This window comes from Agrobacterium sp. ICMP 6402, assembly GCF_009498615.1.
GTDB classification, from domain to species: domain Bacteria; phylum Pseudomonadota; class Alphaproteobacteria; order Rhizobiales; family Rhizobiaceae; genus Agrobacterium; species Agrobacterium burrii.
The window spans coordinates 145,720-161,262 of record NZ_QSNV01000006.1 but is presented as its reverse complement, the minus strand read 5'-3'; the positions used below and the strand labels follow the sequence as shown (position 1 = coordinate 161,262).

Below are 15,543 nucleotides of genomic sequence, written 5' to 3'. Positions count from 1 at the left end.
CCTACAGAGAATTTTCCGGAAGGACGCTTCCGGCTGGTTGGTCACATAGCCGCTTTCCCATCGCCACGAAGGGGGAAAGCCGCGTCAGAAGCTGCGCGAAATTGTCGAAGGGGCGTAGCGCCGAGGCCCGGCCCATATTGACGATGGCTACCGCCATCATGTCGGTGTCGATCGCGAAGGGATAATCCTGCTCGCCATCCTCCTTCTCGCCGACGAAATAGACCATCTTGTCCGCGAGACTTGGAGCACACAGCAGCAGGCCTTTTTCCGCCACGAAAGGCCAGTCTTTCTCACCCTGCATCTTCGCAATTTTCTGACTGCGAAAATCCTCGGCCTCGGGAATGATGCTGCCGACGGGCACGACCGCGGCCGCGCCGGATATATTGATCGCGAGCACAGCCGCCGCCAGCATCAATGCGCCACCGCGGCCGCGGCGGCCTCATCGATGAGCCGGCCGGTGCGGAACCGGTCAAGCGTCAGCCCGGCGGCAAGGCGATGCGGTTCGCCGCGGGCGATGAGATGGGCAAAAAGATTGGCGGAACCCGGTGTCGCCTTGAAACCACCCGTGCCCCAGCCGCAATTGACGAAGAGGTTCGGTACCGGCGTCACGCTCTGGATGGCGGAACGGTCCGGTGTGTTGTCGGTAATGCCGCCCCATTGGCGCATCATCTTGACGCGACGGAAGATCGGGAACAGCTCGCAGATGGCATCAAGCGTATGGGTGATGATCTGCAGGCCGCCGGTCTGGGAATAGGAATTATACTGGTCGGTGCCCGCACCGATAACCAGTTCCCCCTTGTCGGACTGCGAAATATAGGCATGCACCGTGTTGGACATCACGACGCAAGGGAAGATCGGCTTTAGCGGTTCCGACACCAGCGCCTGCAGCGGGTTGGAATGCAGGGGCACCCGCACATCCGCCATCTTCATGAGAACCGAGGAGTGGCCGGCGGCGGAAACGCCGATCTTCTTGGCGCCAATGAAACCGCGATTGGTTTCGACGCCCGTCACTGCCCCGTCCGGTCCGCGCCTGATGGCCGTGACCTCGCAATTCTGGATGATGTGCACACCGCGATCAGAGGCGGCGCGGGCATAACCCCAGGCCACCGCATCATGACGCGCCGTGCCGCCACGGCGCTGGAGTGCTGCGCCGTTGATCGGATAACGCGCATTGCCGGAAATATCGAGCGGCGGACAATAGGCTTTGGCCTGTTCGGGCGTCAGCCATTCATTGTCGATGCCATAGAGACGGTTGGCATTGATGTGCCGGCTGAAAGACTGCCGGTCGTGAATATTGTGCGACAGCATCATCACGCCGCGCGCCGAATACATCACGTTGTAATTGAGATCCTGGCTCAGGCCTTCCCACAGTTTCAGGGAATGCTCGTAAATATCCATGCTCTCTTCATAGAGATAGTTGGAGCGGATGATGGTGGTGTTGCGCCCGGTATTGCCGCCGCCAAGCCAGCCCTTTTCCAGCACCGCGATATTGGTGATGCCGTGTTCCTTGGCAAGATAATAGGCCGCACCAAGACCGTGACCGCCGCCGCCGATGATGATGACATCATAATCCTTGCGCGGCTCGGGTGATGCCCATTGCGCATCCCACCCTTTATGACCCCTGAGCGCCTCGCGCGCCACGGCAAAAACGGAATATTTGCGCATTCGCAATCTGCTCCTCAAGAACCGGCCAGAAACCGGAAGCATAGTTCCGGCCCGTATCATACACATGGCAAATCGAGATGGGAGGCAATATCCATTTTGCGACGCCGCAATGGTTTTGTTTCGACATGACCGCGGGATTGGCGGAGGGGTCGCATTTTAGCTGTTGTTTGCGGGTTATCGGCTGGACTTGGCGTAAATGATCTGATAATGCACGACACCAATCGCACGGCTAAAAAGCCAAGCGAACGATTTTTTGTTTGCCTGCGAATGCCTTTATTCGCACAGCAAGATAACCAAGCTAAAGGAACGGGTTTAACGTGCAGGTACTAGTCCGCGACAATAACGTTGATCAGGCGCTTCGCGCCCTCAAGAAAAAGATGCAGCGCGAAGGCATTTTCCGTGAAATGAAAATGCGCGATTATTACGAAAAACCCTCTCAGAAGCGCGCCCGCGAAAAGGCTGAAGCCGTTCGCCGCGTTCGCAAGCTGGCACGCAAGCGCGCACAGCGCGAAGGTCTGATCGCGGCCCCGCGCGCGAGCCGTTAATAGGCCGTCTTTTGGACGTTTTTGAATGCTTGTTGGGCGGGGGCGATCAATTCGCCGCCGCTCTTTGTGTTTGTGGTCGGAGACAAATCGTGGGACAACGATTATGAGACCGGCCTGCGAGGGAACCCACACCGAATGATCGTTGTCGATGCCTGTGTTGTGAAAAACTCCGATGCCTCCACGCGCCGGGTGCCATTGAAAAACAACAGAGGGTTTCGTGCTTCTCTGGTCGTCTGCACCGTGCTGGCCGGTCTTTCCGGTTGCGCGACATCCAACCAGACGGAAGATGTCTTCAGGATCGACCGCGCCCAGGGCTCGCAGGAAAACATCGCCTCGCTCACCTCGGTCATCAACGCCAATCCGCAGGATCCGGAAGGCTACAATGTCCGTGGCTCGGCTTACGGCCGCGCCGGCGATTCCCGCCGCGCCATCGAAGACTTCAACAAGGCATTGCAGCTGAACCCGCGCTTCTATCAGGCCTATGCCAACCGCGCGCTCGTCTATCGCAACTCCGGTCAGCAGCAGCAGGCCCTGCAGGATTATAACGCCGCCCTGCAGATCAATGCGAGCTACGATGTGGCGTTGATCGGCCGTGGCAATCTTTACCGGCAGTCGGGACGGGTCAACGAAGCCTTCGACGATTTCTCCCGCGCCATCCAGCTTGAAACCACCGATGGACGCGCATGGCACAATCGCGGCCTGATCTACCAGCTGCGTAACCAGCACGCCCAGGCCATCGAGGACTTCTCCAAGGCGATTTCCCTGTCCTCCACCTCGCCGGAACCCTATAACGGCCGTGGCCTTTCCTATGTCGCGCTGAATGACGACGAAAACGCCTTCGCGGATTTCAATCACGCTATTTCGCTTGATGGCAATATCGCAGAATCCTGGGCCAACCAGGCGCTGGTCTATGAGCGGCGCGGTGAGATGGCCAAGGCCGCCAAGTCCTATTCCCATGCGGCGCGGCTCGATCCGAAATACAAGCCGGCGCTCGATGGCGTTGCCCGCACACGCGGCGCCAGCGCCTCCTGATCGCGACAGGCACTAACAAAAAAGCCGGCGGTGCGACACCTGCCGGCTTTTTTATGAAAAACGCTAAGGCCTTAATGGCTGTCGCGACGTGCCTCAGGGGCAGCATCGCCCGCCCACAATTCCGCCTGTACCGCGTTTTGAAATTCCATGACCTCGCGCCGCATGGCGGCGTCCTCATAGCCTAATCCTGTCAGATAGGCGGCCAGTTCACGGCACTCCCTGCGCCAGAAATCATTCGCCTCCACACCATGCAGACGGTCAAGCATGGTTGCACACCGTTTTACGTCGGCAATGCGGTTCTTTGCCGGAAAGGCGATTACTTCTGAACTCGTCGTCACGCGGGCACCCTGCTCTTCGAGGAATCAATACCGACTTTTTAAAGGCGAGATGGTTAACGAAGTCTGCAGGGTGGCGGAGACAGCCCACAATAGCCGATCAAAGAGCGATTCTATGCCTGCCCGAAGCCGGAAACCGGGTTTCAAAACAGACCCGACGGAGGGAAATCATCGATTACCAAGGAATTTACCAATCAAGATTACCGAAATTTCATGCTGCGCCAGATAGAAGAAGTATATGTGTGTTGAAACAACACCGGTCTCATCGTATATTTCTTGCAAAGAAAAAAAATGCCGCAGCGCAGCCAAAAACGGAGAAATCGTTCTCGGGAGGAGAGCACCATGTATGCACCTCGTGTTTTTTTCAGCATGATAGGTGCATTGCTTACCTTTGCGGTTGCTACATATTTCATTCACGGGTCGTTCTATACGGCGTTCATCCAGACCCTCATCTGCGCCGTCCTTCTGCAAGTCGGTTATTTTATTGCGATATTGGTTCTGGTCGCCCGCGAAAAACGCCGGTTGCGCGAGACATTCGCGCATGAGCGCAGCGCTGAAACCATGACGCCGGAGACGGCAAAAAGCGCCCCGCCGCATGGCGCGAAACTGACCGATATGTGAGCTTTCAAGCATCGGCTTTTATTGCGTCGCAAAAAAATCGCTTGCATCCACACCCCTGACACTTTCTGCTGGCCAAATCCTGACGGTCGTCAAAGCAGAAGGACATCCCATGGTGAGTGGTTCACAGCCCATTTGCGTTATCATCGCTGCAAAAAATGCCTCCGAAACGATCGATATCGCCATCCGTTCCGCCCTTGTGGAACCGGAGGTCGGTGAAGTCGTCGTAATCGACGATGGTTCCACCGACACGACGAGCGATGTGGCGCATGCGGCGGATGACGGTACAGGTCGCTTGCGGGTGGTGCGATTCGAGGTCAATCGCGGACCTTCCGCTGCCCGCAACCATGCTATCTCGATTTCATCTGCGCCGCTTATCAGCATTCTCGATGCGGACGACTTCTTTTTCAGCGGCCGCTTCACCGCCATGCTCGCCGATGACGACTGGGACCTTGTCGCCGACAATATTGCCTTCATCCAGCAATCGGTTCCGGGCGCATCGTCCATGCAACCGGCCCGCTTCGAACCTGAGGCCCGGTTTCTGTCACTTACAGAATTCGTGGAAGGCAATATTTCCCGGCCCGGCGTGGAGCGTGGGGAAACCGGCTTCCTTAAACCGGTGATACGCCGCGATTTTCTGGACAAACATGCGTTGCTTTATGACGAGGCCCTGCGGCTTGGCGAAGATTATGAACTGTACACCCGCGCTCTTGCCGCCGGTGCGCGTTACAAGGTCATCCGCCACTGCGGTTACGGCGCGATCGTACGCGGCAATTCGCTGAGCGGTCGCCACAGTACCGAGGATCTTCGCCGCTTATACGAGGCGGACAGGACCATCCTCGCCGGCTGCAGGCTGTCCGCCGACGAGGCGGCGATCCTTCGAGAACATGAAAAACATATCCGCGCCAAATTCGAACTTCGCCATTTTCTCGATGCGAAAAAGCAGAAAGGCATGGGCGGCGCGCTGACCCACGCTCTTGCGCGTCTGCCGGCCCTGCCCGCCATCACGCGCGGTATCTTGACCGACAAGACCGCCCGTTTCCGCAAACCGTCGCAGCCGGTACGGGATGTCCGTTATCTTCTGGATGGCACGCCGGTCTCGTGAGGGAAAACGTCCTGCCGCGAGAATGATGGCAAGATATCCTCTCATCCGTCATGCCGGACCCGGATACCGGTGTCCAGCCACGGCGCGTCCGCGCCGTGGAAAGAGCCTTTTGCGATCAAGGACTTGATCGCGCTGGACCCCGGATCTAATGCGGGGTGACCAGGCAATCCGCCTTTAGAGATAATCCCGCTTGATCGTTTCCAGCACGGCGGAAAAACGCTCCTTGCGCTCCTCCAGCCTGCCCTCCGGGCTGAGACGCGGTTCCGCCCGGCTTGCCTGCCAGAGCGCCAACGTGGAAGGGGCTGCCAGCACCTGCTTTGCCAGTTTGCGTAGTGACCGCGATTGCGTTTCCTGCGGCCGCACCAGCACATCGCCCTCATGCGCCGGGCCTTCATGCGCCGGGACTGAGCCGGTCTCGGCAATGACGGGAGCTGATGGCGGCGGGAAATTCATGCCCCAGAAGCGCGAGCCCTTTTTTGCCGCCTCGGCACGGGTGGAAACAGGCACGTAACGCGGCTGATATTCCACGCCGACCGTGCCTGCCCAATCGCTCCATTTGAAGCTGTTGATCGACGGCGATGTGCTGACCGCGACCCACGGTACGCGGAACGCATCGGCAAGGATGGCGCCATGCATGGATTCGGCAACGATGAATTCCGACTGGGCGATGGCGCGAATGACCGCTTTCGCCTCGCCGCGCGGGTCGAGATAGGTCAGCCCGGCTGGTTCGCACACCGTTTCCCACATGCCGAATTCCGCCGATTCCCAATGGGGAACGAAGGTCTTCTTGTGGAGTTTCGGCAGGCCTTTGAAGTCCGGCATCTCGGTGACCATGACGGCGGGATCAACGATGCCCATTTCCGGTGCCAGCCCGAGCTTGGCGGCGGTTTTTTCGCCGCGCACGCAGCGAATATCCCAGAACCCGGTGCTGGTATCCGGCACCGTGCCATAACCATAACCGCTGCCGATGACCAGCTTGCGCTGTTTCACCGGCAGCAGGGTGTCGTTGAGAACGGTGCCGACGCCGACAAGCATCACATCGTCATGCACGTCGCGCAGGCCGGGGAGCAGAAAGTCCCACAGCCATAGATTGAGATCATCGCCGAAATTGCCGTGATGCGATTCCCAGTGGTAAGGTTTCATGAGGTCACTCCTGGGTGAAAACATATAAATTCTTGCAGGCGAGAATTCGCTCATCTTGTCCGGACGATTTTGCCCGCGCCGAGCTCAAAAGCGGCGCGAAGAAGTGCGGGATCGCGCATTGCCCACTTCAGGAGCAGCCCGAATTCGGGCACCCTGCGGCGTTTCAGATTGCCCGCCTGGCTCCACAGCGCCTGTTTGCGGGCCGTGTTTTTATAGGAAGCAATCGATGCCACATCGGCCGGCCGGCGCGCAAAACGTTCCTCCAGAGTGTCAAGCGCCACCCATGTATTGAACTGCTGGCGCAGGAATTCCGGCGAGGAATTGTCGATGCTGTGGAAGATATTGACGCCCATGCCGCGCATTGCGCCGGCATCGTCACACAGCAGCGTCCGTTTCGATGCAAGGATGCAATCGCAGAAAAACAGCACGTCTTCCGCAGCTAACCGGAGCGCCGGATCGAAGCGGATCTTTTCAAACAGCGGACGGCCGATGACCATGCAGGAGAGATGCAGGAAGCTCCAGTTGCGCAGCATGACGCTTGCCAGATCCGGCAGTTCGATCACCAGCGGTCGCTCGGAAAGCCTTGCGGCACCCTCATTTTTTTCCAGTTCGGAAATGGCGAAATGGTAATAAAATTCGTCACTTGCCTGCATGGATGCCCAGTAGCATTCACCGCCGAACGCCTTGAGCGAAGAGGCCGCGTTTTGCAGATGATCAGGCGTCCAGATATCATCAGAATCGAGAAAGGCGACATAATCGGTGCCGCCAGGCACGTTGTCGAGACCGGTATTGCGCGCACCGCCCGGCCCGCCATTGGCCTGCTTAATGACAAGAATCCGGTCTTTCTCACCCTGCGAAAGTTCCGCAAGTTCGTTTTCGATCGGATATGGCGATTCGTCATCGACGATGACAAGATCGAAATCCTGGTAAGTCTGCGCAAAAACCGATGCGAGTGCACGTCCCAAGATACCGTGCTGCTTTTGGTAGTAGGGAATGACGACAGTAAATCTTGCCATTGTTTCGCCCCTTGCGTTGATCAAGAAGTGTCGGGCCGATCCTGAAAACGGCCCGATGGTATCGGCAACTCCCAACCGGCGATCCTCCCCGCCGGCCTCCAGAAACAGGATGCTTGTATGCCCCCAGCTCCAAATGTAAAGACCATCACCACCAATGTGGGGTGGAGCGTTCTGTCAAAAACAGGGACATTCGGGCTTAAGTTTGTCACGGTCCCCATTCTCGCAAGACTGCTTTCGCCGGAAGAATTCGGCGTGGTGGCGGTAGGACTTACGGTTGTACAGTTTCTGACCATGATCGCCGGCGCCGGGCTGACCTCGGCGCTGATCGTCGAAAAGGAAGAGGATATGGATACGATCCATACCGTCTTCTGGGCCAATCTGGCGATTTCCTGCACCATGGCCGCTGTCCTTTACATCTTCGCGGAATTTTTCGGCGGGCTTCTGGGGGCTGTGGAAAGCGCCTATCTGCTGCGCATCATGGCCTTCCTCATTCCGTTGCAGCTCGCCGGCGATGTCGCCTATTCGCTGCTTGCCCGGCGCATGAATTTCAGCAAGGACGCACTGTGGAGCATGGCGTCGGAAAGCATCGCGGCGGTGGTCGCTGTGGCGATGGCGCTTCTCGGCTTCGGCGTCTGGGCGCTCATCATCCAGCTTTTTGCGGCTGCCCTCATCCGGCTTGTCGGGCTCTACGCCGTTTCCCGTTATTGCCCGCGTTTCGTCATGAAACCGCGCCGTCTGGTGCCGCTTCTCGGCTTCAGCTCCGGGCTCATGGGGTCGGAAATCGCCAATTTCGTCACTTTCCAGTCGCCGATGGTGGTGATTGCCCGGCATCTCGGCCTTGCTGATGCCGGCGCTTATTCCGCCTCCAACCGCTTTGCCAGCATTCCCAACCAGGTGGTTCTGTCCGCCGTCATGGGTGTTCTGTTTCCTGCCTTCAGCCGCATGATGGACGATCCGCAGCGCCGCCGCGATGCCCTGATGTTCAGCACGCAGGTGTTGACCGTGCTGCTTGCGCCGATGATGTTCGGCCTCTGGGCCGTCGCCCAACCGGCCATGCTGGTCATCTTCGGGCAAAACTGGGCTTATGCCTGGCCTGTTCTCGGTCTTCTGGCTCTATCGAAGGCCATTCTGACGCCATGCAGCACCTTTATCCCCTATTTGAAGGGTGCGGGTTATGGCCGCGTGCTGTTCTGGTCAGCGACGATCCGCGCCATCGTCACCACACTTGCGGTCTGGCTCGCAGCACTTTACGGCACGCTGGTCGATGCCATGGTATGGCTCTGCATCGTCAATGCAGTGACGCTGGTCGCCTATTCCTGGGCCGTATTCAAGGCGAGCGATACACCGTTTTTTCGCGGTCTCTATGTCAGCAGCCGGCCGATGATCGCGGCGTTGATCATGGCGGTTTCGGTGCGCTATCTGCTTCATGTCCTTGCAGACCGTATCCCCAGCGCCACCCTTCAGGTTCTTGTGGGTGCCGCCGTCGGCGGCGTCATCTATGCAGTGCTGATCCTGCTGACCGAACGCGCACTGCTCGGAAAAATCCTTGGAATGGTAAAATCGCGGCGGACGCGGGGGACTGCAACCCAAAGTTAGTTAACCCACCCGAAAATGCGCCTCATTTCCGCCGTGAACCACGCCTTCCCACTGCGGATTCGCCTGTCGCAACGGGACAGGAAAACCATTATTTTGCGCTGCAACATCACGACAAATGACAAATTCACACGCTTCAGCGATTTTTAACGGCGTTTGAAATCTAATAAATTCAATTAATTTCAGCTACTTAAATTTTTATGACAGAAAGAATGACTGAAACGCCAGACAATCACCCGCAAAATCTAAGCTTGTGTTTTTCCCGCGTCGCCACATTTTATCCCAATGTCGAAACCAGACTTTCCAAAGCGGACTTACGTTCGCTCTGGTTGTAACGCGGCGTGGGTGGACGCTGCCAAATAGGGGTGACTGATGTGACTGTCGATCAGAACCTATCCTCCCGTATCAATTTGATGCGCATATTGCTGATCTCCGGAATCGTGTTCGTCCATGTGCCGCACGATGCCGAGACCAGCCCGTTTCTTGGCCTTTACGGCTTCTTCGACTGGCTGCGCGTTTTTCTGGGCGATGCGCTGTTTCGCATCGGCGTGCCCTGTCTCAGCGCCATTTCGGGTTACCTGTTGTTTCGCCGCGGCATGAGTGGCTTCGATTATCCGGCTACAATTCGCTCCAAGTCGAAAACCGTGCTGCTGCCCTTCCTTCTCTGGAACGGCGCGCTGTTTGCCGCCGTGCTGCTGATCCAGCTCTTCGACGTTGGCGTGGGTTATTTCCCCGACCTGTGGAACGCCAGCCCGCGTGAAATCATCAGCCACGGCACCGCACTTGAAGAGCTGCCGGTGAATGTGCCGCTTTATTTCCTGCGCGATCTCTTCGTCTGCATCCTGCTTTCGCCGGTGCTCGCGTTTCTGATGCGCCGCTTCGCGCTGCCAACGCTCGCCATACTGCTCTTCATCACCGCCATGCCCGACCTGACGATCTTCATCGTCCAGAAAAAATCCATCCTTTTCAGCTTTTCGCTCGGCATCGCGCTTGCCCTGCACCGCGTCGATGTAAAGGCGCTCGATCCTTACGCCTTGCCGATCATGGCGCTGACCTTTGCAGCGACAGTGACGCTGGCGACGGGCCTCTATTTCACCGGCCCGGAATTCACCTTCTGGCTGAACATGTCGCGCAATCTGCTCGCTGTCTTCGGAGCGCTCGGTTTCTGGGTATCTTCCTCGCTTTTGATCCGCAGCCGGCTTGGCCAGCGCCTTGCCGAAACCGGAAGCCTGAGCTTCTGGATATTCTGCGCCCATTACCCGTTGCTCGTCATCATGTGGATGGTGTGGAACAAGGGCGGGCCGGACTTCTACCCTGCCTTCTACATCAGCGCGACGCTATCCGCCTTCGTCATTCTGATAATCAGCAACGCCCAGACCCGCAAATATCTGCCGTCCCTTTATGGCGTGCTCACCGGAAGCCGAAACGGCAAACGCAGGACGAATGCCGATTTCGCGGCCAAACGCAGCGCCATGATCGGCCCGCCCACATCCGAAACGCTTTATTCGCAACGACAGAGGTGAACCAATGACAACATTTGTCACCCGCGTTCAGACACGCATTCTTCTTGCCGCCGCCCTCTCCGCCACAGCTTTTGCGGCACCGCTTCACGCGCAGGAAGGCAACGGCACATCCTTCATCGAAAACTTCGACCAGATGGACAGATCCTTCTGGTATGTCTCCGACGGCTGGAACAACGGGGCGCATCAGAACTGCACCTGGTCGAAGAAGCTGGCGACGGTGGAAAATGGCCAGCTGACGCTTGGTTTCGAAGAAGCCAAGGCCGGCGAGCGCAATTTCGCCTGCGGTGAAATCCAGACCAAGGGGCGTTATCGCTACGGCACCTATGAAGCACGGATGAAAGCCGCCACCGGCTCCGGGCTAAACTCCGCCTTCTTCACCTATATCGGCCCGACCGACAAAAAGCCGCATGATGAGATCGACTTCGAGGTTCTGGGCCGGAACACGGGTCAGGTCCAGTTGAACCAGTATATTTCCGCCAAGGGCGGCAATGAAAAACTGGTGCCGGTGGAAGGCGGCGCCGATGCCGGCTTCAACGACTACGCCTTCGTGTGGGAACCGCAGCGCCTGCGTTACTACGTCAATGGCAAGCTCGTCCACGAAGTGACGGACGAGACGAAAATCCCGCAAAACGCCCAGAAGATTTTCTTCAGCCTGTGGGGAACCGACACGCTGAAGGACTGGATGGGCAGGTTTTCTTATGCGGGCGCGACCCAGATGACCGTCGACCGTTTCGCCTTCACGGCGCTCGGCGACAAATGCCAGTTCTCGGAATCCATCGCCTGTGCCCTCAACTGATCCGTCTTTTGCACCGGAACCCCGCATGACCCATGTTCTTTATCTCGCGCATGATCTGTCGGACCCCGCCATTCGGCGGCGGGTGCTGACCTTGCTTGCAGGTGGGGCGCGGGTCACGCTGGCTGGCTTCCGGCGCGGACAGAACCGGCTGGCGGAGATTGAAGGCGTCGTACCCGTCGTGCTTGGGGAAACCGCCGACGGTCAGTTTCTGCAGCGTATGGCGGCGGTGGTGAAAGCCAGCCTCTCGCTCGGCAAGACATTGAGCGGCATCCCCACCCCCGACGTCATTCTAGCCAGAAATCTGGAAATGCTGGCGCTGGCAAAGCGTGCCATGTCGATCTATGCCCGGCAGCCGGCGCTGGTTTACGAATGTCTCGACATTCACCGCCTGCTTCTCAACAAGGGCAAGCCGGGGCAATTGCTGAATGCGGCGCAACGTTATTTCGCCCGCGACGCCAAGCTGCTGGTGACGAGTTCCCCCGCTTTCGTGGAGCATTATTTCAAGCCGGTCTCCGGCCTTAACCTCCCCGTGCTGCTGCAGGAAAACAAGGTGCTGGCGCTCGATGTCACCGTTGGGACGGCCCCGCAACCGCGTGCGCCTGCCTCCGGCGAACCGTGGAAAATCGGCTGGTTCGGTGCGCTTCGCTGCCGCAAGTCGCTTGAAATCCTTGCCGACTTCGCAAGGCGCATGGATGGCAAGGTAGAAATCATCCTGCGCGGCCGGCCGGCCTATTCGGAATTTGCGGATTTCGATGGTTTTGTGGCCGCCGCGCCGTATGTGCACTTCCATGGGCCTTATAAAAACCCAGAGGATCTGGCCGAAATCTATAACGAGGTGCAATTCACCTGGGCGATCGACTTTTTCGAAGAAGGTCAGAATTCAAGCTGGCTGCTGCCAAACCGGCTCTATGAAGGCTGCCTTTATGGCACCCTGCCGATCGCGCTTGCCGGCACGGAAACCGCCCGTTTCATCGAAAAGCGCAATATCGGCTTTGTCCTGCAAAACGCGCGGCCGGACGATCTGGCCGCCCTGTTCGACCGAATGAACCCGCAAACCTATGGGAACGCCTTCAGCGCCGTTTCGGTACTGGATCAAAAACAATGGCTGACCGACCGCGATGATTGCCGTCAACTGGTCCAGCGCTTGTCCTCGCTTACCAAATCCGCTTCCGGCCATGCCCGGCAAGCGCAGTTTTCACCCGTGTAGTGCGTAGGGGGCAAATCATGGAAGGTCTTGGTCATTCCGGCATCAGAACTCTGATCGTCATTCCGTGCCTCAACGAGGCGAAGACGATTGAGGGGCTGCTCAACAAATTCACCGTCGCGATGCAGGGGCGTCGTTTCCGCATCGTCGTTGCCGATGGCGGCAGCACGGACGGAACCCGCGATATCGTTTCCGCCTTTGCGGCGACGGATGACCGCGTCACGCTTCTCGCCAATCCCAAGCGCATCCAGAGCGCAGGTATCAACCTTGCCGTTGCCACCTTCGGCGAAGAATTCGACTATATGATCCGCATCGACGCCCATGGCGATTATCCGGACGATTATTGCCAGAGGCTGATCGACGATGCCGAACGCACCGGCGCGGATTCGGTCGTGGTCGCCATGGATACGGTCGGCCACGGCCTGTTCCAGAAGGCGACGGCGATCGCCCAGAATTCCAAGCTCGGCAATGGCGGCTCCAAGCATCGCGAAGGCGCCAAAGGCCACTGGATCGACCACGGCCACCACGCATTGATGCGGATTGCCGCTTTCGATGCGGTCGGCGGTTATGATGAGAACTTCAGCCATAATGAGGATGCCGAACTGGATTTCCGGTTGCAAAAATCCGGTTTCCGCATCTGGATGACCGACAAGACCCGCATGACCTATTATCCGCGCGCCAGCGTCATGCCCCTCTTCAGGCAATATCTCGCCTATGGCCGCGGTCGGGCGAAGAACCTTTTGAAGCATCGGTCGATCCCAAAAATTCGCCAGATAATTCCGCTCGCCGTCCTGCCGGTCTTCATCTTCGCATTGCTGTCGCTCGTGCATTGGGCAGCACTTATTCCGCTCGGCCTCTGGATCGCCGCATGTCTGGGTTATGGCTTGTGGATGGCAATAGGTCAGAAAAACCCATACGGCCCGCTCGCCGCCGTTTCGGCGATGGTGATGCACTTGGCCTGGTCCACCGGCTTCTGGCTGGAACTCCTGAAATTCCGGGGAAGAAAGGCTGTCTCATGATCGACAACACCGTCACCGGCTCACATGATTCGAAAACCGTCGATATCGGCATCTGCACCTACAGACGCCCGGCGCTCGTCGCCACACTTCTGTCACTCTTCGAGCTGGAGGTGCCAGAAGGCGTGACTGTTCGCCTGATCGTCGCCGATAATGATGAGGAGCCGAGCGCAAGGGCAAGCGTCGATCGCCTGCGCGAAACCGCGCCTTTCGAGATTACCTATGTCCATTGCCCTAAATCGAATATTTCGATTGCACGCAATGCCTGCCTGTCGGAATGCAATGCGGATTATCTGGCCTTTATCGACGATGACGAAACCGCCCCGCCGCATTGGCTGGCGGCCCTTCTGGAAAAGGCCGACGAGACCGGCGCGGAAACCGTTCTCGGTCCGGTGACGGCGGTTTACCGTGAAAATGCGCCAGGCTGGATGAAACGCGGTGATTTCCACTCGACAGTCCCGGTCTGGGTCAATGGCGAGATCATCACCGGTTACACCTGCAACACGCTTCTCATGATGGATGCGCCATCGGTAAAGGGTCGTCGCTTCGCGCTGGCGCTCGGCCAGAGCGGTGGCGAGGATACCCATTTCTTCTCGCATCTCCATGCTGCCGGTGGCCGCATCGTCTTTGCGGAAGACGCCGTGCTGTCCGAACCGGTGCCGGAAAATCGCGCAAGCTTCATGTGGCTTGCCAAACGCCGCTTCCGTTCCGGCCAGACCCATGGCCGTGTGCTGGCTGAAAAGAAACCCGGCGCACGTCGCGTCATGCAGGTGCTGAAGGCTGGCTCGAAAGTGCTCTATTGCGCAGTCTTTGCCGCGCTCAACGGTTTCAATGCCGTGCGCCGCAACCGCTATGCGCTGCGGGGCGCGCTGCATATGGGTTCGATGAGCGGCGCCTTCGGCGTGCGCGAAATCCGCCAATATGGCGCGGTGGAGGCGACCTGATGGAAAACCTCGCATCTCAGCCCGATATCAGCTTCGTCATCGCCGCCTATAATGCCGCCGAGACCATTGAAGCCGCCATTCAAAGCGCGCTCGGCCAGCAGGGTGTAACGCTGGAGGTGATCGTCGTGGACGACCGCTCCGCCGATCACACCATTCCGCTCGTCGAAACCATTGCCGCCACCGATCCGCGTGTCCGGCTGCTTGCGCTCGAACAGAACCTCGGTCCGGGCGGCGCGCGCAATGCCGGCATCGAGGCCGCGACCGGACGCTGGATCGCCGTGCTCGATTCCGACGATGTCATCCGTCCCGAACGCGCCGCCTGCATGATGTGCCGGGCGGATGCCGCCAATGCAGCGATCGCGGTCGACAATCTCGATGTCGTCTACACCGATGGCAGGCCGATGGAGACGATGTTTTCGGAAGAGTTCCTGGAAGAGCGCCCGGTTCTCACCCTTGAGGACTTCATCTCCTCCAATATCCTTTTCCGCTCCACCTTCAATTTCGGTTACATGAAGCCGATGTTCCGGCGCGATTTCCTGAATATGGAGGGACTGCGTTTCCGCGAGGATATCCGCATCGGCGAGGATTATATCCTGCTCGCCTCGGCCCTCGCCGCCGGCGGCCTCTGCGTCATCGAGCCGACGCCGGGATATGTCTACAATATTCGCGAAGGCTCGATTTCGCGCGTGCTCGAAATTCATCACGTCGAAGGGATGATACGGGCGGATCAGGAGTTTCTGAGCCATTACGCGTTGCTGCCCGCCGCTATGGATGCGCAACAGGCCAGAAGCCGAAGCCTGCGGCTGGCGCATAATTTTTTGACATTGGTGGAAGACATCAAGCGCCGCTCGATTATCGGCGCACTGAAGACCACGATCAGAGATCCTGCCGTGCTGGGGCATTTGCGAATGCCGATTGCGGTGCGGCTGAGGAGGTTGCGGGAGGCGATGTTTGCACCCGCGGCGAATACAGGGGTGAAAAGACAGATTTCGTGAAATTTGCGCGTGG

General features: G+C 58.3%; 16 protein-coding genes. 11 read left to right on the top strand and 5 right to left on the bottom strand.

Annotated elements, in window-relative coordinates:
* Position 1: 1 nt before the first annotated feature.
* Both DXT96_RS17445 and DXT96_RS17440 read right to left on the bottom strand, forming a co-directional pair.
* Complete coding sequence (locus DXT96_RS17445) at positions 2-412, bottom strand: hypothetical protein (protein ID WP_153515724.1); 411 nt, start codon at positions 410-412, stop codon at positions 2-4.
* The gene (locus tag DXT96_RS17440) at positions 412-1,665 is read right to left on the bottom strand and encodes a sarcosine oxidase subunit beta family protein (RefSeq protein WP_149901227.1); all 1,254 of its coding nucleotides are present in this window, start codon (positions 1,663-1,665) and stop codon (positions 412-414) included. Before DXT96_RS17440 ends, DXT96_RS17445 begins: the two co-directional genes overlap by 1 nt.
* Positions 1,666-1,982: 317 nt before the next feature.
* Here DXT96_RS17440 and rpsU point away from each other — a divergent pair, with 317 nt between their 5' ends.
* Together rpsU and DXT96_RS17430 are read left to right on the top strand one after the other, a co-directional pair.
* Positions 1,983-2,210 carry a 30S ribosomal protein S21 gene (gene rpsU, locus DXT96_RS17435; RefSeq protein ID WP_006313768.1) on the top strand — a complete coding sequence of 76 codons (228 nt, stop codon included), beginning with the start codon at positions 1,983-1,985 and terminating at the stop codon, positions 2,208-2,210.
* A gap of 135 nt (positions 2,211-2,345) precedes the next feature.
* Positions 2,346-3,242 (top strand): tetratricopeptide repeat protein, encoded by an 897-nt coding sequence (locus DXT96_RS17430; RefSeq protein WP_153515723.1) that lies wholly within the window; start codon positions 2,346-2,348, stop codon positions 3,240-3,242.
* A gap of 71 nt (positions 3,243-3,313) precedes the next feature.
* Here DXT96_RS17430 and DXT96_RS17425 read toward each other — a convergent pair whose 3' ends face one another.
* Positions 3,314-3,580 carry a DUF6074 family protein gene (locus DXT96_RS17425; RefSeq protein ID WP_174374669.1) on the bottom strand — a complete coding sequence of 89 codons (267 nt, stop codon included), beginning with the start codon at positions 3,578-3,580 and terminating at the stop codon, positions 3,314-3,316.
* Positions 3,581-3,919: 339 nt separating this feature from the next.
* Between DXT96_RS17425 and DXT96_RS17420 the strand changes: the two genes are divergently transcribed.
* A complete protein-coding gene (locus DXT96_RS17420) occupies positions 3,920-4,198 on the top strand; it encodes an exopolysaccharide production repressor protein (RefSeq protein WP_149901318.1) in 279 nt (92 codons plus the stop codon).
* Positions 4,199-4,307: 109 nt separating this feature from the next.
* Positions 4,308-5,300, top strand: a complete 993-nt coding sequence (locus DXT96_RS17415) for a glycosyltransferase family 2 protein (protein WP_149901230.1) — start codon at positions 4,308-4,310, stop codon at positions 5,298-5,300.
* A 174-nt stretch (positions 5,301-5,474) separates the two neighbouring features.
* Here the strand turns inward: DXT96_RS17415 and DXT96_RS17410 are convergent, their stop codons facing one another.
* Entirely contained in the window at positions 5,475-6,443 is a 969-nt protein-coding gene (locus DXT96_RS17410; protein ID WP_153515722.1) for a polysaccharide pyruvyl transferase family protein, read from the bottom strand.
* Positions 6,444-6,493: 50 nt separating this feature from the next.
* Positions 6,494-7,459: a glycosyltransferase family A protein gene (locus DXT96_RS17405; protein WP_149901232.1), complete on the bottom strand. Its 966-nt coding sequence runs from the start codon at positions 7,457-7,459 to the stop codon at positions 6,494-6,496.
* A gap of 117 nt (positions 7,460-7,576) precedes the next feature.
* Between DXT96_RS17405 and DXT96_RS17400 the strand changes: the two genes are divergently transcribed.
* From DXT96_RS17400 to DXT96_RS17370, 7 genes are all read left to right on the top strand, one after another.
* Entirely contained in the window at positions 7,577-9,055 is a 1,479-nt protein-coding gene (locus DXT96_RS17400) for a lipopolysaccharide biosynthesis protein (protein ID WP_153515721.1), read from the top strand.
* A 371-nt stretch (positions 9,056-9,426) separates the two neighbouring features.
* A complete protein-coding gene (locus DXT96_RS17395; RefSeq protein WP_371418907.1) occupies positions 9,427-10,575 on the top strand; it encodes an acyltransferase in 1,149 nt (382 codons plus the stop codon).
* A 4-nt stretch (positions 10,576-10,579) separates the two neighbouring features.
* On the top strand, positions 10,580-11,371 hold the full coding sequence (locus DXT96_RS17390; protein ID WP_149901235.1) for a family 16 glycosylhydrolase: 792 nt from the start codon (positions 10,580-10,582) through the stop codon (positions 11,369-11,371).
* A 25-nt stretch (positions 11,372-11,396) separates the two neighbouring features.
* A complete protein-coding gene (locus tag DXT96_RS17385) occupies positions 11,397-12,578 on the top strand; it encodes a glycosyl transferase family 1 (RefSeq protein WP_153515720.1) in 1,182 nt (393 codons plus the stop codon).
* A 17-nt stretch (positions 12,579-12,595) separates the two neighbouring features.
* Positions 12,596-13,594 carry a glycosyltransferase family 2 protein gene (locus DXT96_RS17380; RefSeq protein ID WP_153515719.1) on the top strand — a complete coding sequence of 333 codons (999 nt, stop codon included), beginning with the start codon at positions 12,596-12,598 and terminating at the stop codon, positions 13,592-13,594.
* Complete coding sequence (locus DXT96_RS17375) at positions 13,591-14,535, top strand: glycosyltransferase family 2 protein (protein ID WP_153515718.1); 945 nt, start codon at positions 13,591-13,593, stop codon at positions 14,533-14,535. Before DXT96_RS17380 ends, DXT96_RS17375 begins: the two co-directional genes overlap by 4 nt.
* Complete coding sequence (locus tag DXT96_RS17370; protein WP_153515717.1) at positions 14,535-15,530, top strand: glycosyltransferase family 2 protein; 996 nt, start codon at positions 14,535-14,537, stop codon at positions 15,528-15,530. The genes DXT96_RS17375 and DXT96_RS17370 overlap by 1 nt, the downstream gene beginning before the upstream one ends.
* The last annotated feature ends 13 nt before the right edge of the window (positions 15,531-15,543 follow it).